The following is a 22869-nucleotide window of genomic DNA, read 5'->3' as shown; positions in this document are numbered from 1 at the left end:
TCGAAGAAGGAGAGGAGATTCCCGCATGAAGCGATTCGGGGCCAAGGCTTACTATATTAAAATGCTGCTATGGATCAGCATGGCGATTCTGCTCATCGTCGTCGTGCTGTCCGGCGTCGTCTATATCAACGCCCAGAAGCTGCTCGTCAAAAACGAATACGCCTCCAACCAGAAAATACTTTACCAAGTCAAATACAATATGGAATTCATGGACCAGACGATCGCGAGCCTTTGCCAGTCGCTTTATCTGAACAGCGACGTAGCCGCGGTCATGTACGCCAGACAGGAGAATATGGTCGACGTGGCCAACAGGCTGAACAAGGTGACCAGCTCCGTCACCTCGGCCAATCCGTATATTCATTCGCTCACGATCTATAACCGGAATCTGGATCAGACGTACAATGCGGGCAGGCCGCTGTTTTTTGAAGACCGGCTGCTTGGCGAGCTGTACGATTCGGACCGGCTGCTGCCCAAGATGAAGCCGATTTTCCGCAACATTCAGAAGCTCGTAAACGGCAAGACCGAGCCTGAGTACGTATTCTCCTATATGATGTACGAGACTTCGGCAGACGACCAGAAGCCGGACGGCGTCATCGTGGTCAATGTCCGGTCCGAATGGCTGCTCGACAACATCGGCGAGATCAACATGATCGACAAGCGCAAAGGAGACAACATTTTTATTCTGGACCAGGCCGGCGAGTACCTGGACGACGGCACGGGCGACCGGGAGATCATGACGTGGCTGAAAAGCGATTTTTCGGCCTACCAGGCCGCGCATCCCGAGGCGGATTCGGAAGGTTTTTTTCAGCGCAAGCACGGGGGCAAGCCGTATTTGATCACGTATTCGAACGTCGACGGCGCCGGCATGACGCTGCTCAAGACGCAGCCTGTCCTGGAAGTGTATCGATCGATCGACAGACTCCGGACCAGCATTCTGCTCATTACGCTGATCGCTTTGCTGTTGGCGTTCGTCGTTTCCATCCTGATCTCACGGACCATTTACCGTCCGATCGGCAATCTGGTGAACGCGGTGAAGCAGAACAGGCCGGGCAGAGCGGTGGAGGCAGAGGGCGAGGTCGGCGACGAGATCTCTTATTTGAATACCGTTTATCGGCAGTCGATGGAGGAGCTGAATCTTTTTTACAAGGAAAAAGATCAGTACAAGGATGTCATGAAGCATTATTGGTTGAGCCGGCTGCTTGACGAGCGCTTTTCCATCCCGGAGCCCGAGCTGGCATCGTTGTTCAGAGAGATGCGGATCTCCTTGCCGCCGTCCGGCGCGTATGCGGTCTGCTTAATGAAAATCGACAACTACAAGGAATTCCAGCAGCGCTTCTCCGCCCGGGATAAAGAAACGATCCGGTTCGCCCTGATCAATATCGCCTCCGAGATTGTGGCCGGCAAGTATGCGAACGAGGGCATCGACATGAAAGAAGATCATGTTCTGCTGATCGTGAGCGTACCGGAGGAAAACGCGGCCTGGCAAGACGGGCTCGCGGTGCTGATCGCCGAGGCGCTGGACAATTTCTCCCGTTTTTTCAAGGTAACCTTCACCGCTTCGATCAGCGGCAAGGCCGAGACGCTCAGCGGCTTGCACGCGCAGTACACGCAAGCGATGGACCAGTCGATGTACCGTCTGCAGCTGGGCCATGGCTCCGTCATCACGCAGGAGCGCCTCCGGGGATGCGCCGACAACAAAAAAACGGGCTATTCCAAGGAATTGGAAGATTGGCTCATGGAGACGATCAAATCGGGCAACGTCGCAGCGATGCGGGATGTGCTCTCAAACCTGTTCGAGGAGATGGCGGCGCTCAACTATCACAACGCCCTGATCTCGATTCTTCGCTTGGCGGATGCCGTGATCGAAGGGCTGGACAAAGCAAAGGTCACGGCGGCGCCTTCCCTGCAGAAGGCTTCGATCGGCAGGCATATTCTGGAGAAGGAGACGATGGCCGAGATCGAGCGTATCGTCTGGAGCGGCTTGCAGGATTCGTTCAATAAGGAAACGTCCGAGGAGACTGAAGCGCTCAACTACTTTGTCGTGGACGCGGTGACGGAATACGTCCACCGCAATTATCAGGATCCCTCCCTGAGCCTGTCCTCGATCGCGTCGATGATGAAGATCTCTTCGCGAAGCTTGAGCAAGATCTACAAGGAAGCGACGCAGCTGTCGATCGCGGATCTGATCAATGGCGTGCGCCTGACGAAAGCGGCGGAGCTGCTCATTCAGGAAGACTTGAGCGTCTACGAGATTGTGCAGAAGGTCGGCATTACGAACGAGACGTATTTTTTCAGCCTGTTCAAGAAGAAATACAAGATGACGCCCAAGGAATACGCCCTGCAGCGCAACGCGAACCAGATCAACTAGCGTTGTCCTTGCCGTCGTCTTAGGACCGCGGAGTCATTCGTCGGAGTCCCGCTGAACAAGTCTGCTTGAAAAGCAAGGTACAGTCTCTGAGGAAGCTCAGGGACCGTACCTTTTTTGTGCATGGCATTAAAGCTTGCGAGACCGGCCGATGCCACCGCCTCTTTAAAGGACATCCGACAAGATGTTTATTTTGGGAGGACCAGAAAGGATGAATTTGGGAGGAGGTATGCGGAAAGTTAAATGCGCTTTCGGCTTACCGCGGCTTTATGGAGGGACGGGCTAAAAACCTGCATCTGTACATGTATTTTCTAACGGCTCGCGCCACCCCAAGAAATGCCTGCAAATGTGCAGGTAAATGCAAAGCGCAAGCCATAAATCCGGATGGTGGAAGGAAATAACTGCTTTTTAGCATCTATCCTATACAAATGGGGCGAAATTGGCGAAAAAGGATGTATATTTGCAGGCATTGTGGCGAAAGAGCGACGCCGGCAGCGATACGCACGCTGGTCCGTGGGAACGGCAGTGGGAGGAGCCATCGAATAGGCATTCCCCGCGCGGTTCTAATGCGCCCGCTGCACGTCCGCGCCCCCTTTTTGCACCGCCTCCCTTTTGTTTGCGGCTTCGGGAATACGCATATTGCTCCGATCGAACGCGCATTTGCGGCTTTTTATAGGAAAATACCGTTTTTAAAATATACATTCCCGCCTTCCGCGCCTTAAAGTTGGCTTATCACGACAAGCAATGCGAAAAGGAAGTGCGGTCACATGATCAGGACGATCAAAAGAAACTTCGGATTATCGATGTTGGCGCTGCCGGGATTTCTGCTCATTATTCTTTTTAACTACGTGCCGCTGTACGGCATGCTGCTGCCCTTTAAGAGCTATCGCTACAATCTGGGCATCTGGAACAGTCCCTGGGTCGGCTTCGACAACTTCGGCTTCCTGTTCAACGGGGATGTGCTCTTCCGGGTGCTGAGAAATACGCTCCTCTACAATATGACCTTTATCGTTCTGGGCACCACGCTCTCGGTGACGATCGCGCTGCTGCTGTACGAGCTCAGCCGCCGGTTCGTCAAAGCGTATCAGACCATCCTGTTTATTCCTTACTTTATCTCCTGGGTCGTGGCGGGCTTCGCCTTCCGCTCGCTGTTCGATATGGATTACGGCGTCATCAACCGGCTGCTGGTCACCTTGGGCAAAGAGCCGATCCTCTGGTACAGCGATCCCAAGTACTGGCCTTACATTCTGGTGGCGGCTGCCGTATGGAAGGGACTCGGATATGGTTCGGTCATCTACTACGCAGCGCTGATGGGCATCGATTCGGAGTATTACGACGCGGCCAAGATCGACGGGGCAAGCAAGATCAGGCAGGCGATCTCGATCTCGGTGCCGATGATCAAGCCGATCGTCATCATGATGGTCATCCTGCAAATCGGCAGCATCTGCTACAGCGACTTCGGGCTGTTCTACAACGTGACGCTCAATTCGTCCCTGCTCTACAAGACGACGGATGTCATCGACACGTTCGTCTACCGGTCGTTGATCGACATGGGCGACATCGGGATGGCTTCGGCAGCGGGCTTTTTCCAATCCATCGTCGGCTTCTGCCTCGTGCTCGCGACCAATGCCATCGTCAAAAAAATCAATCCGGAAAATTCTCTTTTCTAAGGAGTGCAGACATGAACGGTTCCGTAACGGCCCTCAAGCGGAGTCAACCGACCGCCGGGAAAATGTTTATTCATCTCGTCTTTATCCTGTTGTGCGTGGCCAGCCTGTTTCCGTTTCTCGTCATTATCGGCACGTCGTTCCAGAGCGAGAACGATATCGTCAAGTTCGGATATTCCATTATCCCGAGAAACTTTACTTTTGACGCCTACCGCGTCATCCTGCACGAACCCAAGGTGCTGTTCCAATCTTATTTCGTCACGATTGCGACGACCGTCATCGGCTCCCTCGTCGGGATGTGGGTCACGACGACTTACGCTTACGCGATATCCCGCAAGGACTACCGTTTCCGGTCGTTTCTCGCCTTCTTCATCTTTTTTACGATGCTCTTCCACGGCGGGATGGTTCCTTCTTACATTCTGATGGTCAAGTGGCTGGGGCTAAAGAACAACATCCTTGCGCTCATCTTGCCCTATCTGATCAGCGGCTGGTTCGTGCTGCTGATGAAAGGCTTCCTCCAGACCATACCGGAGGCGGTCATCGAATCGGCGAAGATCGACGGCGCCGGCGAGCTGCGCATCTTCGCGCAGATCGTCATCCCGATCTCCAAGCCGGCTTTGGCGACACTGGGCTTGTTCTTCGCCCTCCAATATTGGAACGACTGGTGGCTGACGCTCCTTTACGTCGAGCACGACAACTTGATGAAGCTGCAATACTTGCTCATTCGCGTGCTGAAAAACATGGAGTACCTGAATTCGGCGGAAGCCATTCAATACGGACTGGTCAAACCGGGCATGCTCGTGCCCTCCTTAAGCGCCAGAATGGCCATGTGTATTTTGGCGGCAGGTCCGATGCTGCTCGTGTTCCCGCTTTTTCAGAAATATTTCGTGCAGGGCTTGACGGTAGGCTCGGTTAAAGGGTGATAATTACAGCCGTGAGTCTTTTGATCTTACGGCTGCTGATTATAAATGAAAGGCATATACAAGGGAGGCAATCCGAGTGAGTCCGACAAAATTGAAGAAAGCAAAATGGCTTGGAACCAGTACATCCGCCATGCTGGCGGCGGCAATAATCGTAAGCGGTTGCAGTTCGAATAACGAGGCATCCCCCAGCCCGTCCGCAAGCTCAGACGCCAGTCCGAGCGCCAGTCCAAGCGCCAGCCCGAGCGGCAGCGCGCCTGCTTCGCAGCCGGCGGATACCGGAGGCGATACCAAGGACTTCGTCAAGCTCAGCTGGTATATGCCGAAGCCGATCGACAATATGAAGGATCAAGCCGCCGTCGAAGCGGAAGCGAACAAGATCATCAAGGAAAAGCTGAACGCGGAGCTGCATCTCAATCTGATCGACAATGCCGGCTGGGAAGACAAGATGAAGCTGATCTCCGCGGCGGGCGAGCCTTACGACATCGTATTTTCCACGTTTTCCTCCAATCGCATCAGCGACAATGTCCAAAAGGGCGCTTTCCTGCCCCTGGATGAGCTGCTGCAAAAGTACGGCCAAAACATCCTGGCGAAGGTCGACCCTCGCGCGTGGAAAGCGGTGACCTACAAAGGGAAGATCATGGCGATCCCTGCGCAGACGCCCTATGCGCCAGCCGGCGCGCACGTTTTCAAGAAGGATATGGTGGAGAAGTACAAATTCGACTACAAGAGCGTCAAAAGCATCAAGGACCTGGAGCCGTTCCTGGCCGAGATCAAGAAAAACGAGCCGAACATGATCCCGCTCCTGGCTACGGCCAACGGTACCGCGGCGGGCGTCAGCTTGTACGACTATACGACGATCACGCCGGGCATCTCCTATAGCGAGAAGGACGGAAAGATCGTCAAGATTTTGGGCGTGCCCGAGAACAAAGAGAACTACAAGACGATCAACGACTTTTACAAAAAAGGCTATATCGCCAAGGATGCGGCCATCAAGACGGACTATCTGGCCGAAGCCAAGTCGGGCAAGTACGCGGTCATGCGCGATTCGGGCGGCTATACGGAGGACGGCTCGAAGTCGACGGCGACTTACGGCTTCCCGACGGTAGAGACGCTGGCCGGCTATCCGACGATCTCGACCAACTCGATGACTTCCGCCGCGACGGCGATCAGCGCCACCTCGAAAAATCCGGAGCGGGCGATGATGCTGCTCAACGAGATCTGGGGCGACAAGTATTTGCTGAATACGCTGGCCTACGGCGTCGAAGGCAAAAACTATACGGTCAAGTCCGGCACGGTGAAGGATGACAATCCGACGATCGAAGCGACGACCGGCGCGGATCAGACTTGGGCGATCTGGCACAACTGGCTCGGCCCGCTGTGGGATCAATGGGATTCGAACTGGAACTCCACCGCAGCGCTTCAGGAGATGAAGAAAAACAACGACAACGGCAAGGCGTCGGGCATCCTCGGCTTCATCTTCAATCCGGAGCCCGTCAAGACGGAGATCGCGCAGGTGAGCGCCATCCAGAAGGAATCGAATCCGATTCTGACGACCGGCTCGATGCCGGACTTCGAGAGCTACTATGCCGATCTTCAGAAACGATTGGATGCGGCGGGTATGGACAAGATCATGGCCGAAGCGCAAAAGCAGTTCGACGCGTGGAAGGCGGAAAACAGCTAAAAGAAACGGTTCGGCAAGGCGGCCCAGCTTGAGAGCAAGTCGGGCCGCTTTTTATGAATAAGCGTCTGCCTCTAATAACCAAGCAAAGGGGAATCTTCATTTATGCGCGCAATGAAGAACGGCTGGACTGCTTTTTGTGCGATTGCGTTTGTATGCGTTTTCTTTTTGGCGGCCGCGCCGCGCTCCGCCTCGGCCGACAGTTTGCCGGCGGGAGCCGGATATTTGGTGGACGAGGATTTTGCGTTTCTCTCCAACCTGGTGCCGGGCGAGAGCCAGCCGTCCGGCTGGGACGTTCGGGCCGCGGGCGGCGCGCTGACGAGCATCTACAACAACACGTTAAAAATCAGCGATGCCAGTACGAAGCTTCCCGTATCGATGAGCCGTAAGTTCGCGGCCCAGAGCGAAGGGAAGCTGACGATGGAGTTTCGATTCAAGCCCTTCAGCGTCATAGGCGGTTTGCATTGGCAACTGCTCGGCGACAATACGCCCGGCGTCAGCATCGCGACCAGCGCCACCGGGAGCAATCTCGTGCTGGAAACGTCGGGAGGCGCCACGGTGACCTTGCAGGCGTATTCGGCCAATGTCGAATATGGCGTCAAGGTCATTGCGGATCTGTCCGCGCAAAAGGTCGATGTGTACGTCAACGGCATCCTGCGGGCGAGCGCCCAAAATTTCGCCAACCCGGTGTCCGCGCTGAACCGTTTCCAGCTGACGACGGGCGTCGCTTCTACGGGCGACTTTTACTTTACGCCGCTTCATATCTATAAAGACTATGCGGTCAACGAAAGGCTGCTGTCGGTCATGCCGGCTTCGGGTAATCTGCCCCAGGATTGGACGGCTGTCCTTAACGGAGGCTCGATCAAGGTCGCCGAGATGCTCAGCGCCCCGAAGCCGGACGTCAACAGCCTGAAGATCGACGCGTCCGCCTCGACCGGCAGCATGTCGCTGGCGAAGAGCTTCGCCGCGATCTCGGGCAATCTGACCGCGGAATACAAGATTTTCATCCCGGTGAAGACCGACGGACTCGCAGCCGAATTGAGAAGCGGCAGTACGACGGCCCTCAAGCTGTTCACCGCAGGCGGGAAGCTTGTTTACGAAGACACGACCGGACAGCCCGTGAAGTTTTACGACGATTACAAGGCAAACTTGTGGTACCGCCTTAAAGTGGTCTTGAAGCCGGCCACGCACAAGGCCGACCTCTACGTCAACGGCAAGCTGCAGAAAGCGGACGTCGATATCGCTTCCGGCATCGCTTCCGTCGACGGTATCCGGTTCTCCACCTCCGCCGCGAACAAGGGCCTGATGTGGCTCGACGATATCCTTGTGTATGCGAATACAACGGAGCCGACGGACTATGTGCCCGCGCCTGCCGCCGTCAGTACCGGCGATCAGCTCGTCGGCGTACAGAGCTGCCCGATGTGGCGGGAGGGGCATCATCTGGGCTGGGACGTGATCAATCCGTTCCCGGACCGGACGCCTTACCTGGGCTTCTACGACGAAGGCAATCCGGAGACGGCCGATTGGGAGATCAAGTGGATGCTCGAGCACGGCATCGACTTCCAGATGTCCTGCTGGTTCAGGCCGATCGGGGGAGAAGGCGCGCCGATCAAGGATTCCTACCTGTCCGATGCGCTCGACGACGGCTACTTCAATGCCAAGTACAGCAATCTGGCCCATTTTGCCATCATGTGGGAGAACCTGAACTCGGCGGCGAAGGACATCGCCGATTTCCGCGACAATCTGGTCCCCTACTGGATTGAATATTATTTCAAGGACCCCCGGTACCTTAAGGTTGACGGCAAGCCGGTGTTCACCATCTACAACTACGATCAATTCGTCAAGCTGGCAGGCGGCACCAAAGAGCTCGCAAAGGATTTGATGGATGATCTGCGAGACGCGGCACGCGATGCCGGCGTCGGCGAGCTAACCATTCTGAACGTGTATAACGGCACGAGCGCCCAGGATCTGCAGAACCGGAAGGCCGCGGGCTTCGACGGTGTCTACGCCTATTCGTGGGGCTCCTTCGGCGGGCATCCCGATTTTCAGAAGCTCAAGCTGACGCAAGAAAACAACGCCGGGGTGCTGGACGTCATTCCAGGCCTCAGCATGGGCAGGGACGATACCGCCTGGGGGCTGAGCGCGGGATATTATGCGACCCCGGCCGAATTCAAGTCGCTGGCGCAGTGGACGAAGGACACCTATATTCCGTCGCTGTCGGCGGGCAATCTGGGCAAGAAGCTCGTCATGCTGGACAACTGGAACGAATTCGGGGAAGGCCATTTCATCATGCCGGCAGGGCTCGCGGGCTTCGGCTACGTGGATGCGATCCGCGATGTGTTCGCGGGCGTCAGTACCCATACGGATGCCGTGCCGACCGCAACCCAGAAGGCGCGAATCAACGTCCTGTATCCGGAAGGACGCGTCGTGCAGAACCGTACCTTGACGCCTCCGGCGATATCGAGCAATTCGGTCGCCTCGTGGGAATTCAACACGCCGGGCGACAGCGAGGGCTGGAGCGTGCTGAAGCAGATCGACGCGGTGAGCGTCGCGGGCGGCACCTTCACCGGCACCACCAACAACACCGACCCGGGCATCATCTCGGCGGACCATCTGGGGATTAAGGCGGAGGACGCGCCTTACCTCAAGATCCGGATGAAAAACAGCGCGAACGATATCGACGGCAGAGTATTTTTCACGACCGAGCTGGACGGGGACTGGAACGAGACGAAGGCGATGGGCTTCTACGTAATCCCGCAAGACGACGGGTACACGGATTATTACGTGGAAATGTGGCGGAACAAGAGCTGGACCGGCAATATCCGACAGATCCGGATCGATCCGATCTCGGCGATCGGCACGATCAGCATCGACTATATCCGGGCGGTCGCCGACGATTCTACGGACATCAAGCTGTACATCGACGGCAAACGGAAAAACTTCAGCCAGCCGGCGCTCGTGCAGGACGGCGTCGTCATGGTGCCGATCAAGGACATCTGGCTGCAGCTCGGCGTCCGGTCCGAGTGGGACGCGGCCAATCAGAAGTTCATCGCAGTCAAGGGCGGCAGCGTCTACGAATTAACGGTCGGCAGTACGACGGCGCTCAAGGACAATCAGTCCATCACGCTCGAACACGCGCCGACGAAATTGGCTAACGGGACGGTGCTCGCGCCGCTCTCGTACCTCAAGCAAGCCTTCGGAGCGACCTTGAAGTGGGACGCGGCCGCGCAGAAAATCCAGATCTATCCGGCAGGTGCCGTCTGGGACTTTGAATTCGGAGACGGCTGGACGGCGAACGGACGCATCGCCGGCGGGCAGGCGCTGGGCGGCCGATTCAGCGGCACCTCCCTGGGCGCATCCGGCGGGGCGGAACCTGCGGTCGAATCGCCGGATCAGTTGGGGCTGGACGCTTCCACGATCAAGCGGGTTCGCGTGCAGCTCGGCAACCAGACGACGGGCTCGCAAGCGAAGCTTTATTATACGACGGACGCCGATCCCGTATGGAATGCGGCCAAGTCGTTCTCGACCTATATCCTGCCAAGCGATTCGACGCTCCGCGAGTACGTATTCGATACGAGTTCCGCGGCTGCCTGGACAGGGACGATCAAGCAAATTCGGGTGGTGCCAACGCTTGCGGCCGGCAGCTTCAGCATCGATGCCGTGCAGCTGGATACGGCAACCTCGCTGCCGATGCTGGGCGCCAACCTTGTGACGGATCCAGGCATGGAAGGAAGCACGATTCAGGCGCGCGTGCAGAACGGCGCGCTGGGATTGGACGTCACGCAGTATCACAGCGGCCATCAGTCGCTCAAGGTCGTCAAGGACAGCCGTTACGGCAGCGCTTCCTTTCCGATCACCGTCACGCAAGGCCAGGAATACCATTATTCGGTCTGGGCGAAGCTCGCGAAGGCGCCGACGCTCACCGAGCCGCTGCGGCTTTGCTTGCAGTATACGGTTGACGGCAATGTCAAACAGATGATCATTTACACCAGTGCCGGGCTCTCCGCCGATCAATGGACGCAGCTGCAGGGCAACTACACGATCGCGGAGACCAGTCCCATTTCCAATGTGCTGCTTTACTTTTACACGGAGATCGACGGCACCAACCACGACTACTATCTCGACGATGTCGAAGCGAGGCTTGTGACGTATTCGCCCAGTCCGGCGTGGACTTATGCGACGGGACTGAGCATCGACCCGACGACTGCGATGAACATGGGCGAGACGAAGACACTCGTCCCGACGTTCCAGCCCTCGAGCAGCGTCAATAACCAAGCGCTGATCTGGAACTCCGACAATCCGGACGTAGCCGTCGTGGACATCGGCGGCACGGTGTTCGCGAAGAAAGCGGGCATTGCGCATATTACGGCAACGGCCATCGACGGCGGATTCACGGCGACGACGACCGTGACGGTGGCGCTCGGTTCCGGGCAGCCCGCCGGCGCGGTGCTGGGAAGCAATCTCATTCTCAACCCCGACATGGAGGGCGCCGCGATTCCTTCGGCTTATTACGGCTCCAGCGCCGGCGTAGCTCTGACAACGGCAGAGAAACGCCTGGGGGCGCAATCTCTGCAGGTGACGAAGCTGAACGACAACAGATTCGCGTCGTTCTTCATGCCCACATCGATCGAACAGGGGAAGACGTATTATTATTCGGCCTGGGCCAAACTGGCTGCAGCGCCCGCGCAGCCTGCGCTGTTCCGGATCTGCCTGCAATACAAGGTGGATGGCGTCGGGAAGCAGATATATATATTCACCAGCGCGCCGCTGCTCAGGGGGGGCTGGACGCAGGCATCGGGCTTTTGGAAGATCGATGAGCCGGGGACGGTCAGCGATGTCCGGGTATACCTGTATACGGAACAAAGCGGTCCGGTGCAAACCTTCTACGTGGACGATATCGAGGTTCGTCCGGTCATAGCAGACATTACCCCGCCGGTCACGACGGCCGCGCTGAATCCGTCTGTGCCCGATGGTCCTGGCGGCGCGTATAACGGCCCGGTTACGCTGACACTTGCGGCATCGGACAGCGTGTCCAGCGTCGCGCAAACCGTATACAGCGTCGATAACGGGACGACCTGGATGCCTTACACGGCGCCGCTGACGTTCGGCAAACAGGGCTCGTATACGGTACTTTACAAGTCGACCGACCTGGCGGGTAACGCCGAGACGCAGCAAAGCGTAAGCTTCAGCCTGGCCGCCACGGTGACCACGGTCTCCCTGCAGGATAGCGTGGGACAGCCGCTCGCCGGCGGCACGGTCAAATATTACGACGGCAGCTGGAAGGACATGGGGACGACGGACGCCTCGGGGCGGGTGACGAAGTCGCTGCCGGAGCGGAGCTATATTTTCTCCGTGACTTATCTGGGCACGACCAAGCAGCTGACGCAAAATACGTCGACGGGTCCCGCATCCGTCGTCTTCCAGACGGTAAAGGCGAAGGTTCAGTTGAAAGACAGCCAGAATAATCCGCTGAACGGCGCCGACGCGAAGGTGTATGCGGGAGGCAGCTGGCAGACGATCGGTACGACTGCAGGCGGCGAAGCGACGAAGGAGCTGCTGCCGGGCACGTATACGTTCGGCATTACTTATGACGGCGTGTACAAGGAAAAGAGCCAGAACGTCGGCGACGATCCGGCCGTGGTATTCCAGACGGCGAGCGTTCTTATCCAACTGAAGGATGCCGGCGGCAACCCGGTGAACGGCGGCACGGCCAAGGTGTATGCGGGCGGCAGCTGGCGGACGATCGGCAGCACGGCGGGCGGCCAGATCCGCGTGGAACTGCTGCCCGGCTCCTACACTTTCGGCATGACGTACGGAACGGCGCTCGCGAACATCGCGAAGGATATCGGAGCGGATCCGACCGTCGTGTTCCAACTGCCTTAATCGTATAAGAACGCAAGAGGATGCTCCCGCCGGACCATGACTTTACGCGTCGGTCCGCGTCGGCGAGCATCTTTCTTTTGAAGATTCCATTCAAATGAATATTGAAATTAGATACCGGAGGCAGGTTGCGAATGATCAGTACATTGATGCTTACAGGCGCTTGGAAATTGGAAGGCGAAGGCATAGACGCGTCGGGAAAGGAAGCGAAAATCGAGATCGGCGCGCAGGTCCCCGGTCATGTGCACCAGGATCTGCTCGCGGCGGGTCTGATCGCGGATCCGGGTTACCGCAAGCAGGCGGACGATTGCCAGTGGGTGGAGCATTGGCGGTGGACGTACCGCCGGACGTTCGAGTTCGAGCGATTGGAGCCGGGACGTCCGCTGCTGGAATTCGAAGGGCTGGATACGTACGCGGAAATCGAGTTGAACGGCATCCGGCTTGCCCGGACCGACAACATGTTCGTTCGCTACCGCTTCGACGTGTCGGGGCTGCTGCGGGAAGGGACGAACGAGCTGACCGTCCGGTTCCGCACGGTCGCGGAGGGACTCGCCGGCAAGTCGTACGCCGGTCTCGGCGCAGCCTTCACGAGCGAGCGGCTGTTCGTCAGGCGCATGCAGTGCACGTTCGGCTGGGACTGGGTGGGGCGCCTCGTCAGCTACGGCATATGGCGGCCTGTCCGTCTCGTATTCGAAGACGTGGCGGCGATCGAAGATCTCTTTGTTTACACGAAGGCTTTGGACGCGCGCGGTGCTTCCCTGGCCGTCGCGGTCGAGACGACCGGCCGTACCGAAGAGCCGCTGCGGCTATCGCTTGCCATAGAGAGTCCGTCCGGCGGAATCGTCTGGCAGGCCGAGCGGCGGCTGAACGGCGGCAAGCTGGAGCTGACAGCCGATTTGACGGAGCCGGAGCTGTGGTGGCCTGCGGGATATGGCGGCCAGCCGCTGTATACGCTCGTCGCGAAGCTGTACGGCAAGTCGGGACTGCTTGACGAGCGTTCGCGCGCGTTCGGGATCCGGACGGTGCGCATCGAGCAGCTCGAAGACCGGGCGGGAAGCGCAGAAGAGCGGATGACCGCGAAGATTCGCTTGGAAGGAACGACAGGGGATACGGTTGCCGACAATCCGGACGGGATGGTGTGGGAGGCGAACGGCGAGCGGCCGGGCAGCGGCTTCCGGCTGCTGGTCAACGGCGTTCCCGTCTTTTGCAAAGGGGCCAACTGGGTGCCGTGCGATCCCTTCCCGTCGCGCATTCCGGACTCGCGCTACGAGCACCTGCTCCGGCTCGCCAGAGATGCCGGAATGACGATGCTCCGCTGCTGGGGCGGCGGCATCTACGAGCCGGAGCCGTTCTGGGATTGGTGCGACCGGCTCGGCATCGTCGTCGTTCAGGACTTCATGATGGCATGCGGAACCTATCCCGAGTCGGATCGGGATTGGACGGCATCGCTGACCGCCGAGGTCGAGGGCGCGATTCGCGCGCTGCGGAATCACCCCAGTCTCGTCTGGTGGAACGGGGACAACGAAAACGGGATGTTCGCAGGCGAGGAGGACCCGGATTATCCGGGACGGGGCATCGCCGAGCGGATCACGGGCCGGCTGTGCGCGGCGCTGGATCCCTCCCGGCCTTTTCAGCCCACGAGTCCATACGGCGGCAGCACCAACAATTCGTTTACGATCGGCACCGCGCACTATACGGCGGCGTTGTTCGAGATGTTCGACGTTTTCCGCAACACGAATTTACGCGATTACCGGTCCTACTTTGCAGGCCTGCTGAGTCGGTTCTGTCCGGAATTTCCGCTGTTCGGCACGCCGGAGATTCATACCCTGCGGCGAATGATGAACGACGAGGATCTGGCCGATCCGACTTATGACATGATCGAATACCACACGAAGAACCACCCGGGGTTGAAGGACTTCTCGCTTTTCCGGGCGCTGCGGACGCTGGCCGACAAGCTCGCGCCGACCGCCTCGTCGACAGTCGAGCATATCCGGCACATGTCGTTCGTCCAACGTGAGCTTACCCGTCTGACCGTGGAGGCGTACAGGCGCAACCGGCATTATACGGGCGGTCTCCTGTTCTGGATGTACAACGATTGCTGGCCGGCGAGCGGCTGGAGCCTGGTCGATTATTACGGATACCCGAAGGGCGGGTATTACGGATTCCAAAAGGCGGGGCGGCCGGTGATCGCATCGATTGAAAAAAACGCGGAGACCGGGACGTACGAATGCTGGGTGTGCAGCGACAAGCCCGAGGAGATCCGGGGAACGGGGACGCTGCGCGTGCTGAAGCTTGACGGCTCGGCCGAAGACGCCGAGGTCTGGTCCGGGACGTTCGACTTCGCGACCGGGGCGGGCGCTTCGGCTGTAGCGGCGGGGATACCGGCGGCGGAGCTGGATACGCTGCTAGATCATCGCCACGTGCTGGTCATGGATATCGCCGGCGGCTTCGACAGCGATCGCTGCATCTATTTCGCCGGACTTCCGGCGGAGATGAAGCTCGCGCCTTCCGGATTGCGGATCGCGTCCCGTACTGGCGGGCCTGGAGCCGGCAGCGTGACCGTCACGGCGGACCGCTACGCCAAAGCCGTTCTCCTGCACGGCGCGTTCGTGTTTTCGGACAATTACTTCGATCTGCTGCCGGGAGAGCGTAAAACGATCGAATACCGCAGCTTGGATGCGATGACGGGTACCGAAGCTGAGGGCGAGCCGGCAATGGGTTCGGGAATCGAATCGGGAATTGACACGAGAAACGACCCGAGACACGGTCCCGGAAGCGATTCAAGAAACGAGCCGGCAATCGAGCTGCTTGGCTGGAACTGACCGGTCTTATTGATTAATCAGAAAAGTTTGCCCCGCTAGGCTAGGAAATGGGTTGGCGAACAAACCGTTCGAAACTGCTCTCTGATGAGCTATCGATAGGAGCCTTGGCCGGGAACACCGGACATTCTTCAAACCCCAAAGGACCGTCAGGAGGATCTATGATCTTCCCTGATGGTTTTTTTGCGCGTTCCACGCCAGACGACGGGCTGACTCGCCTTTAGGGCGGGCAGGCGAACCACGGCGGCAGCCATTGCGATGGAGAACAAGCAAACAGCGGCGAAGTGAATGAGGCTATTGCCGATCAGCCACGGCTGCAGCCCCGCCGCTTTGGCCGCGCCGCGCACGAGCACGATGGCGAGGGGATGCAGGACGTAGATCCACGCACGGGCCTCCCGTAGCCCGCGCTTCGCCGGACCCTTGTAGGGGAGCGCCAACAGGAACAGGAAGTAAGCGGCCGGTACCGCGAACACATACATGCTGTCATGCCGCGGAATCAAACCGTCGTGCAGCCAGGATGCCTCAGCAAGCATGGCGGACAAGGAGATTGCAAATAAAACTGCGTTCACGACCGGACGGCTCGCCGTTTGCGGGCGCCTGGCGACGAGCGCGCCGAGCGCCAGGTAGATCGGCGCGAAAAACAGCCCGTTGCGCGTATAGTCGAACGCGTGGAACATTCCTTTATACCATCCTGTCAGGACGTCGCTGTTCGTTATGAAGCCATAGTAGCTGTCGCCGAGCAGTCCGACGGCAAACAGCGCGAAGGCGATGGCCATGACAGAAGCCGTGTTCAGGACGCGGTACAGCCCATGCAGAATCGAGATGCCGATCATCAGCGCCGGCAAGTACCAGAGGTGATAGAACGTGCCGTCGAAAGCCAGATCCCGCAGCAGGGAAAGCGCGCCGGGCGAGGAGGTGAAGTAGCCGTTGTACAGGTTGAGCGGCAGGTACAGCAGGATGGCGATGGCGTACAGCTTCGCGATGCTGCCGATATAGCGGCCAAGGCGGCGCCGGTCGGCGAGCGGGTCGCCCGTGAGCTTGCGGAAGTAGAAAAAGCCGGAGGTCATGAAGAAGATCGGAACGGCAATTCGGGTGAGGGCGTTGTCGGCCAAAAAGTCGGCTTTAGGGCCGAATAGGGCAAGCGGTCCCGTATGATTGGCGACAACGAGCAAGGCGGCGATAAGCTTCAGCCAGGACAAGCCGCGGTAATCTGTTTTGGCCGAATAAGCTGAGTTAGCTGAATCCGCTGATCCGGTCGATCCGGTCGATCCGGCCGATTTAGTTGATCTAGCCGTCAAAGGACCGCCGCCTTTTGCCGCTGAAAGCCGTCACGATCATGCCGCCGACGTTGTCGCCCGACAGGCGGTAATAATCGCAATCCGGAATCGGCACCTCGACAGCGCTGCCGCCGCCGACAGGAACGTAATAGATCTCGATACGCCGGCGCCCGTCTTCGATGACAAGCCGTTCGCCTTCGAACGAAGAGCGGCGAAGCCGTTCCACATATTGCTCCAGGCACAGATCCTCCCGCTCCATGATCTCGGCATGCGGCTCTCCGACATAGCGGAAATGCCACGGCTCGCAGGCGATGCCGGTGACGTCTTCCTTGCCCGCGCGGTAGCGCTGGATGAAGCCATACTGCGCGGCGAGTCGCTTGAAGGCAAGGCAGACGCCGCTGTCGGGGAAGTCCGGCGCGATGAAGTCGAGCTCGCCGTCGCCCGCCAAGCCGACGTCCACGGCGAGTCCGGTCTGGTGCTCGCTGCAGCCGGGCCAGGCGACATAAGCGGCCGTGTACTGCGGGCCGTTATCCCGAAGCGAGGATTCGTAAATCTCCGTTTGCTCGGCCGACGTCCGGTACCCGCTGACCGCCACGATGTCCGCCGCGCCGCGGCAGGCCGCCAGCAGCTCGTTCAGACGAGCGAGCGCCTTCTGTTCCAATTGAATCCCCGGCGCGAGCGCACGTATCGCGGGATATGGATGAAGATCCGACAGCTTGTCCGCTGTAATCTGTTCGCGTACCGGATGCTTGCGGTTAACAAGGAGGAGATGTCCTTCAAAGACGGCCGTGGCGTCCACGCTAATCATACGATGATCCTGATCTTTCGACTCGTTCAGATGACGGTCGGCTCCCGCCGCTGCGGTTGACCATATGCGTTGTTCCATGAATGAGGAGCCTCCTTCGCGCTTGCGTATATTTTGGCGACGCGCGCCGTCAGTGCGGTCGTGATCTCTTGCGCAGGACCGTCGATATGGGCCGCCAGCTCGGCGAACGAGATGCGCTCGTTCCCCTGGCGCCCGATCAGTGTCACCCGGTCGCCCGGCGCACAGGGCCCGGGCAGCCGAAGCATCAGCTGATCCATGGAGATCTTGCCTACGATCTCGGCGCGCTGTCCGCGGACCAAAGCCGGGGCGCCTCGCATCCGCTGCGACCAGCCGTCCGCGTAGCCGATCGGGACCGTTCCGATCCATTCATCTGCGTCGGCGCGGTAGGCGTTGTCGTAGCCGATATGTTCGCCCCGGCGGACGCGCTTGACCTGCATGAGCGAGCTGTGCAGGCTGAGCGCGGGCGCCAGATCGACGGGCGGCGCGAGCCGCGCCGGATAAAAGCCGTACATCGCGGCGCCGATCCGTACCATGTCGAGCGCCAGGCCCGGGAAGCGAAGCGCCGCGGCGCTGCCCGCACAGTGGTAGTGACGGACGGCGATGCCGCTCGCTTTGCTCCGCTCCATCAGCGCCGCGAATCGGCGGGCTTGCCGCTCGAGGTAGGCCGTATCCGCCTGCCCAGCCGTTGCGAAGTGCGTATAGAAGCCGTCGACGTCGATATCCGGAGCAGCGAGCCACGGAACGAGCGCATCCCATTCCGCCTCCGTCCGGAAGCCGATCCGGCCAAGCCCGGTGTCCGCCTTGACGTGGACGCGCAGCTTGCGGCCGGCCAACGAGGGCGTATGCCTTCGCAGCTCCCGGAACCACTCCGCGCCCGTAACCGTGAGCATGAGATCCTGCGCCAGCGCCAGCTCGACCTGTTCCGGTCGGATCGGCGTCAGGATCAGGATCGGGAGCTTCACGCCTCCGGCTCGCAGCCGCAGCCCTTCCTCGAGAAAGGCCACCCCCAAATAATCCGCTCCCGCCTGTCTGGCGGCATCGACGGCCTCATAGTCGCCGTGGCCGTAGCCGTTCGCCTTGACGACGGCCATCAGCTTGGTCCCCGCGGGGAGCGTGCTGCGAATGGCGCGCAGGTTGTCCGCGATGCGGCCCGGATCGATTTCCGCCCAGGTCTCCCTCAGCATGTGGTTTGCCTCTCGTATCGGAGCGCCTGTCTGGCCTCATGACGGACGAAAGCATAGTCGATCAGCCGTTCAATCAGCCGGGCATACGTCGTACCGTCCGTCCGCTCCCACATGACCGGATACATGCTGGCGGACGTAAAGCCGGGCAGCGCGTTAATTTCGTTCAGATACAGCAGCCCGTCGCGATCCAGGAAAAAGTCCACGCGTGCAAGTCCTTCGCAGCCATGGGCCCGGTAAGCCTGCAGCGCCAGTGACCGGACTTGTCCGGTCAGCGCTTCGCTCAGCTCTGCCGGAATCGACATGCGCAGCCGCGGGTCCGAATATTTGGACGCGAAGTCGAAAAAGCGATGCTCGTGGATGAACTCGCCCGGCAGCGAAGCGATCGGTTCTTCGTTTCCCATGACCGCCACCTGAATCTCCCGCCCGGTCAGCTCGCGTTCGACGACCAGCTTGGCGTCGTATTGCAGAGCCTCTGCGATGCCGGCGAGCAGCTCGCTCCGATTTTCGCAGCGACTGATGCCGATGCTCGAGCCGAGCGAGGAAGGCTTGACGTAGCAGGGATAGCCGATCCCGTCTTCCAGCAGGGCCAGGCATCGGGGCTCGTCCGCCAGCCATTGCCCGCGTAAAATGACCTGATGCTCGACCTGACGGATGCCGGCCTGCGCGAGCACCTGCTTCGACATGGCCTTGTCTAGCGTGAGCGCCGCGGACAGCACGCCGTTGCCGACGTACGGGACGTTCAGCATTTCCAGCAGCCCTTGCAGCGTTCCGTCCTCGCCATAGGAGCCGTGGATCAGAGGCAGAACGACTTTTTTGCCGGGCAGTGCCAGCTTGCGGAGCAGAACATCGCCGATGGAAGCGGCCACGTTGTCATGCGCCGGCTCTGCAACGAGACGTTGCGCGTCGGTCCCGGAGCGTTCAAGCGATTCGGGCGCGCACCAACGACCATCCCGGGCGATGTAAATCGGGAACAGCTCGAACTTGGATTCGTCGACGGCACTGAGGACGGTGCGGGCCGTTTTGAGCGATATTTCGTGTTCGACGGACTTACCGCCATACACGACGTACAATTTGGTTTTCATCAGATGACCTCCGGTTCGCGTTTCGCGTCGATATCTACAAGATAACCGCCAACTTTTAAAAAGGATGAAACGAAAGTTTAAGGATTGCTTAAGATTGCTTGAATGAAAAACATAGCGATAAAGGTAACGCTTTCACGGCATATGCAGGAGCGATGGAGATGTGGCAACGGACCGCGGCCAGAAATAGCATCGATGGGAAGCGCATGTGGAAGAGCGTCGGCTTCAGGGTATCGTCATCGTTTTTTATGTGCGGTACTGAAGGTGTTGGCGGCGGACTGGATTTCTTACGCCATGTCCAGCAATATGATGGAGGCGTCGATCAAAAAGTCGGCGTCCCAGACGATCGGCGAGACGGCGGACAAGCCGCAGCCTGGTCGAGCTGTCCGAGCGGCTGGAGACGCGCTCCGGATCGCTCTCGGCGTCGCTCGGAAGGTTCAAGTTTTAAGCGGTTCGGCAGCGTTGGATTCGCAGCGTGCGCGCGCTGTATAATAAGGATGTTGGCGCAGCTTGACGCGTTCAGGCTTCGCCCTTAATCCAATCGCTATCGGAGGTTTGCCGCTCCATGAACAATTTTGAATTGTACAACCCCACGAAGCTGGTGTTCGGCAAGGATACGGTCTCGAAGCTGGGATCGCTGGTCGAACCTTACGGGAAAAAGATCCTGCTCGTTTACGGCGGCGGCAGCATCAAGAAGTCGGGGCTCTACGACCGCGTGCTGGCCGAGCTTGCGACGATCGGCGCGACGGTGCATGAGCTGCCGGGCGTCGAGCCCAATCCGCGCCTGTCCACGGTACATAAAGGCGTCGACATCGTTCGTGCAGAGGGAATCGAGTTCATCCTGGCCGTCGGCGGCGGCAGCGTCATCGATGCGGCCAAGGCGGTGGCGGCGGGCGCGAAGTACGCGGGCGATCCGTGGGACTTCACGATCGGCAAAGCCCGGATCGAGGACGCGGTGCCGCTCGGCACGGTACTGACGCTGGCGGCGACCGGTTCCGAGATGAACGGCAACGCCGTCATCTCCAACTGGGAGACCAAGCAGAAGCGCGGACTGGGGAGCAAGCTGGTCTATCCCCGCTTTTCCATCCTGGACCCGCAGTTGACCTACTCGGTGCCGCGCGACCAGACGGTGAATGGGATCGTCGATATTATATCGCACGTATTCGAGCAGTACTTCACGCTGACGGAAGGCGTGCCGCTTCAATCGCGCTTCGCGGAGTCCGTGCTGCTGACGGTCATCGAAAACGGAGAGAAGGCGCTCGCGAACGGCGAAGACTACGAGGCGCGGGCCAACCTGCTCCTGGCAGGCACGTACGCGCTGAACGGCACGCTGCCGAACGGCGTCGTCACCGACTGGGCGACCCACGGCATCGAGCACGAGGTCAGCGCCATCTACGACATCGCGCACGGTGCGGGTCTCGCGATCATTTTCCCGAATTGGATGAAGTACGTTTATGCGGCCAAGCCCGAGCGGTTCGCCCAATTCGCCGAGCGGGTATGGGGCATCGATCCCGCTGGCAAATCCGCCGAGGAGCTCGCGCTCGCCGGCATCCAGGCAACCCGCGACTACTTCACGCGCATCGGCGCTCCGGCTACGCTCGGCGAGCTCGGTATCGGCGCCGAACAGCTCGACCGCATGGCGGACGAAGCCGTACAGTTCGGACCGATCGGCTCCTTCAAGAAGCTCGAGAAGGCGGACGTAAAGCGAATTCTCGAGATGAGTCTGTAGGGGGCTGCGGCATGGCGTTGAAGTGGGACGGACATACGCATACGAAATTTTGTTATCATGGCAGCTCTGCGGAATCGGAAGCCTACCTGGACCGCGCGATCGATCTGGGCTTCGCCAGATATACGCTGAGCGAGCATCCGCCGCTGCCGGACCGGTACGTGGACGATCCGAAGCTGATGGCGGAGCTCGCGATGCCCGAGCGCGAGCTGCCTGAATACATGGCTTACGCCGCGGCTGTCAAGGCGCGTTACGCCGATCGCATCGAGGTTGCCGTCGGTCTCGAGATGGACTACCTGCCCGGCATGACGGATTATTCCGACCGGCTGCTCGCGCCTTGGCTTGGCGAGCTGGAGGATATCGTCGTGTCCGTGCACTACTTGCCGGGCAAGGGCGGCATGCGCTGCATCGACTTTACGCCCGAAGATTTCGCCGACGCGTTCCTGGATCATTACGGTTCGATGGACGCCGTCGTGGAAGCCTATTACGATGCGGTGGAGGGCGCGATCGTCTGGGCGTCGACGCTGCCCAAGTCGATCCGCAGGCGCATCGGGCACGTCAACCTGATCCGCAAGTTTCGGCGCGAGCTGCCGCCGATGGACGAGGAGCGGGCGCGAGTGCGGCTTGAGGCGCTGCTGCCGAAGCTCAAGGCGGCCGGTCTCGGCCTGGACGTGAACGTGGCGGGGTTCCGCAAGCCGACCTGCGGCGAAGCCTATGTGCCCGAGTGGCTCATCGCGCGCTGCATTGCCGAAGGCATCGAGCTGGTTTACGGCTCGGATACGCACAAGCCGGCCGAAGTCGGCGCGGACTGGGATTGGTTCGAACGGGCCGTCGCCGCTGGAGGCGGACGCTGAGCAAGCCGAGAAATAGAAGGAGACGCGAATCCGCAAGGATCGCGTCTTTTTTTTTATCTGTTAGAGAAATGGGCGGCGATTCGTGGGCAGGTAAGCGCACGTTCGGCATGCGTAGCTATTCGGTGGTGGCTTGCAGGCCCCAAAACCTGCATTTAAAGTCAATTTCATAAACATTTTTTACCAGAATAAATCCGAACTTTTAATACAAAATAGAACCTCTGAGATTCGGAAATAAGCCCAAAACCGAACGTTATTCGTCAAATCTTTGATTAAGTTTGTTTAAGCTAGCGACTTTTTGAATTATGAAATTGACTTTTTATACATGTATTTCTGCCGACCGACGGTACCTGATGAAATGCCTGCAAAAGTGCAGGGAAATCCAAAGCACAAGCCGGAATTTCAAACGATGGAGTAAATTAACTGCGCATTTGCATCTATCCTGTTTAAAAGGGCCGACTTCGGCGGAAATAGATGCATATTTGCATATTTGCAGGTTTTGCGGCAAAGGAATCACGCTGTCGACGATACGCGAGCCCATCGGCACGGCTGGCGGATAGCCAATGACAGGCATGAGCCATCGACAGCGTTCCG

13 protein-coding genes are annotated in these 22869 nt (G+C 59.1%); 9 read left to right on the top strand and 4 right to left on the bottom strand.

The genetic code is table 11. The features are described 5' to 3' along the window. Positions 1–25 precede the first annotated feature (25 nt). The 6 genes from ACFSR7_RS04890 to ACFSR7_RS04865 all read left to right on the top strand — a co-directional run bounded on the left by ACFSR7_RS04890 (position 26) and on the right by ACFSR7_RS04865 (position 15335). The gene (locus ACFSR7_RS04890; protein ID WP_378159417.1) at positions 26–2368 is read left to right on the top strand and encodes a helix-turn-helix domain-containing protein; all 2343 of its coding nucleotides are present in this window, start codon (positions 26–28) and stop codon (positions 2366–2368) included. Positions 2369–3132: 764 nt separating this feature from the next. Continuing rightward, positions 3133–4035 (top strand): ABC transporter permease, encoded by a 903-nt coding sequence (locus tag ACFSR7_RS04885; protein ID WP_378159416.1) that lies wholly within the window; start codon positions 3133–3135, stop codon positions 4033–4035. Positions 4036–4046: 11 nt separating this feature from the next. Next, positions 4047–4955, top strand: a complete 909-nt coding sequence (locus ACFSR7_RS04880; RefSeq protein ID WP_378159415.1) for a carbohydrate ABC transporter permease — start codon at positions 4047–4049, stop codon at positions 4953–4955. Between the two features lie 76 nt (positions 4956–5031). After that, positions 5032–6636 (top strand): ABC transporter substrate-binding protein, encoded by a 1605-nt coding sequence (locus ACFSR7_RS04875; RefSeq protein WP_378159414.1) that lies wholly within the window; start codon positions 5032–5034, stop codon positions 6634–6636. Positions 6637–6861: 225 nt separating this feature from the next. Then, complete coding sequence (locus ACFSR7_RS04870) at positions 6862–12516, top strand: carbohydrate binding domain-containing protein (protein WP_378159413.1); 5655 nt, start codon at positions 6862–6864, stop codon at positions 12514–12516. Between the two features lie 131 nt (positions 12517–12647). After that, positions 12648–15335: a beta-mannosidase gene (locus tag ACFSR7_RS04865; RefSeq protein WP_378159412.1), complete on the top strand. Its 2688-nt coding sequence runs from the start codon at positions 12648–12650 to the stop codon at positions 15333–15335. A 146-nt stretch (positions 15336–15481) separates the two neighbouring features. Here ACFSR7_RS04865 and ACFSR7_RS04860 read toward each other — a convergent pair whose 3' ends face one another. From ACFSR7_RS04860 to ACFSR7_RS04845, 4 genes are read right to left on the bottom strand one after another with little or no spacing between them, the layout of a single operon-like run. Beyond that, the gene (locus ACFSR7_RS04860; protein ID WP_378159411.1) at positions 15482–16630 is read right to left on the bottom strand and encodes an acyltransferase family protein; all 1149 of its coding nucleotides are present in this window, start codon (positions 16628–16630) and stop codon (positions 15482–15484) included. After that, positions 16620–17495, bottom strand: coding sequence for a D-alanyl-D-alanine carboxypeptidase family protein (locus ACFSR7_RS04855; protein ID WP_378159410.1), 876 nt, complete (start codon positions 17493–17495; stop codon positions 16620–16622). The genes ACFSR7_RS04860 and ACFSR7_RS04855 overlap by 11 nt, the downstream gene beginning before the upstream one ends. Next, a complete protein-coding gene (gene alr / locus ACFSR7_RS04850; protein ID WP_378159409.1) occupies positions 17444–18619 on the bottom strand; it encodes an alanine racemase in 1176 nt (391 codons plus the stop codon). Before alr ends, ACFSR7_RS04855 begins: the two co-directional genes overlap by 52 nt. Next, positions 18613–19701, bottom strand: a complete 1089-nt coding sequence (locus ACFSR7_RS04845) for a D-alanine--D-alanine ligase family protein (protein WP_378159408.1) — start codon at positions 19699–19701, stop codon at positions 18613–18615. Before ACFSR7_RS04845 ends, alr begins: the two co-directional genes overlap by 7 nt. A 291-nt stretch (positions 19702–19992) precedes the next feature. On the opposite strand from ACFSR7_RS04845, the gene ACFSR7_RS04840 reads away from it, so the two are divergent. The 3 genes from ACFSR7_RS04840 to hisJ all read left to right on the top strand — a co-directional run bounded on the left by ACFSR7_RS04840 (position 19993) and on the right by hisJ (position 22278). Then, entirely contained in the window at positions 19993–20190 is a 198-nt protein-coding gene (locus ACFSR7_RS04840) for a hypothetical protein (protein WP_378159407.1), read from the top strand. A 73-nt stretch (positions 20191–20263) separates the two neighbouring features. Continuing rightward, a complete protein-coding gene (locus ACFSR7_RS04835; RefSeq protein ID WP_378159406.1) occupies positions 20264–21427 on the top strand; it encodes an iron-containing alcohol dehydrogenase in 1164 nt (387 codons plus the stop codon). Positions 21428–21438: 11 nt separating this feature from the next. Next, positions 21439–22278, top strand: a complete 840-nt coding sequence (hisJ, locus tag ACFSR7_RS04830; protein WP_378159405.1) for a histidinol-phosphatase HisJ — start codon at positions 21439–21441, stop codon at positions 22276–22278. Positions 22279–22869: the final 591 nt, after the last annotated feature.

This window comes from Cohnella sp. GCM10020058 (assembly GCF_042683485.1).
Taxonomy (GTDB): domain Bacteria; phylum Bacillota; class Bacilli; order Paenibacillales; family Paenibacillaceae; genus Cohnella.
The sequence above is the reverse complement of the archived record's forward strand: the minus strand, read 5'-3'. Positions and strand labels throughout refer to the sequence as shown.

What these genes read in the sequence shown, in the direction of transcription:
- ACFSR7_RS04845 (WP_378159408.1), bottom strand. Translation starts at nt 19,701, where the DNA reads ATGAAAACCAAATTGTACGTCGTGTATGGCGGTAAGTCCGTCGAACAC.
- ACFSR7_RS04840 (WP_378159407.1), top strand. Translation starts at nt 19,993, where the DNA reads ATGTCCAGCAATATGATGGAGGCGTCGATCAAAAAGTCGGCGTCCCAG.
- hisJ (WP_378159405.1), top strand. Translation starts at nt 21,439, where the DNA reads ATGGCGTTGAAGTGGGACGGACATACGCATACGAAATTTTGTTATCAT.
- alr (WP_378159409.1), bottom strand. Translation starts at nt 18,619, where the DNA reads ATGCTGAGGGAGACCTGGGCGGAAATCGATCCGGGCCGCATCGCGGAC.
- ACFSR7_RS04880 (WP_378159415.1), top strand. Translation starts at nt 4,047, where the DNA reads ATGAACGGTTCCGTAACGGCCCTCAAGCGGAGTCAACCGACCGCCGGG.
- ACFSR7_RS04835 (WP_378159406.1), top strand. Translation starts at nt 20,264, where the DNA reads ATGAACAATTTTGAATTGTACAACCCCACGAAGCTGGTGTTCGGCAAG.
- ACFSR7_RS04855 (WP_378159410.1), bottom strand. Translation starts at nt 17,495, where the DNA reads ATGGAACAACGCATATGGTCAACCGCAGCGGCGGGAGCCGACCGTCAT.
- ACFSR7_RS04865 (WP_378159412.1), top strand. Translation starts at nt 12,648, where the DNA reads ATGATCAGTACATTGATGCTTACAGGCGCTTGGAAATTGGAAGGCGAA.
- ACFSR7_RS04885 (WP_378159416.1), top strand. Translation starts at nt 3,133, where the DNA reads ATGATCAGGACGATCAAAAGAAACTTCGGATTATCGATGTTGGCGCTG.
- ACFSR7_RS04890 (WP_378159417.1), top strand. Translation starts at nt 26, where the DNA reads ATGAAGCGATTCGGGGCCAAGGCTTACTATATTAAAATGCTGCTATGG.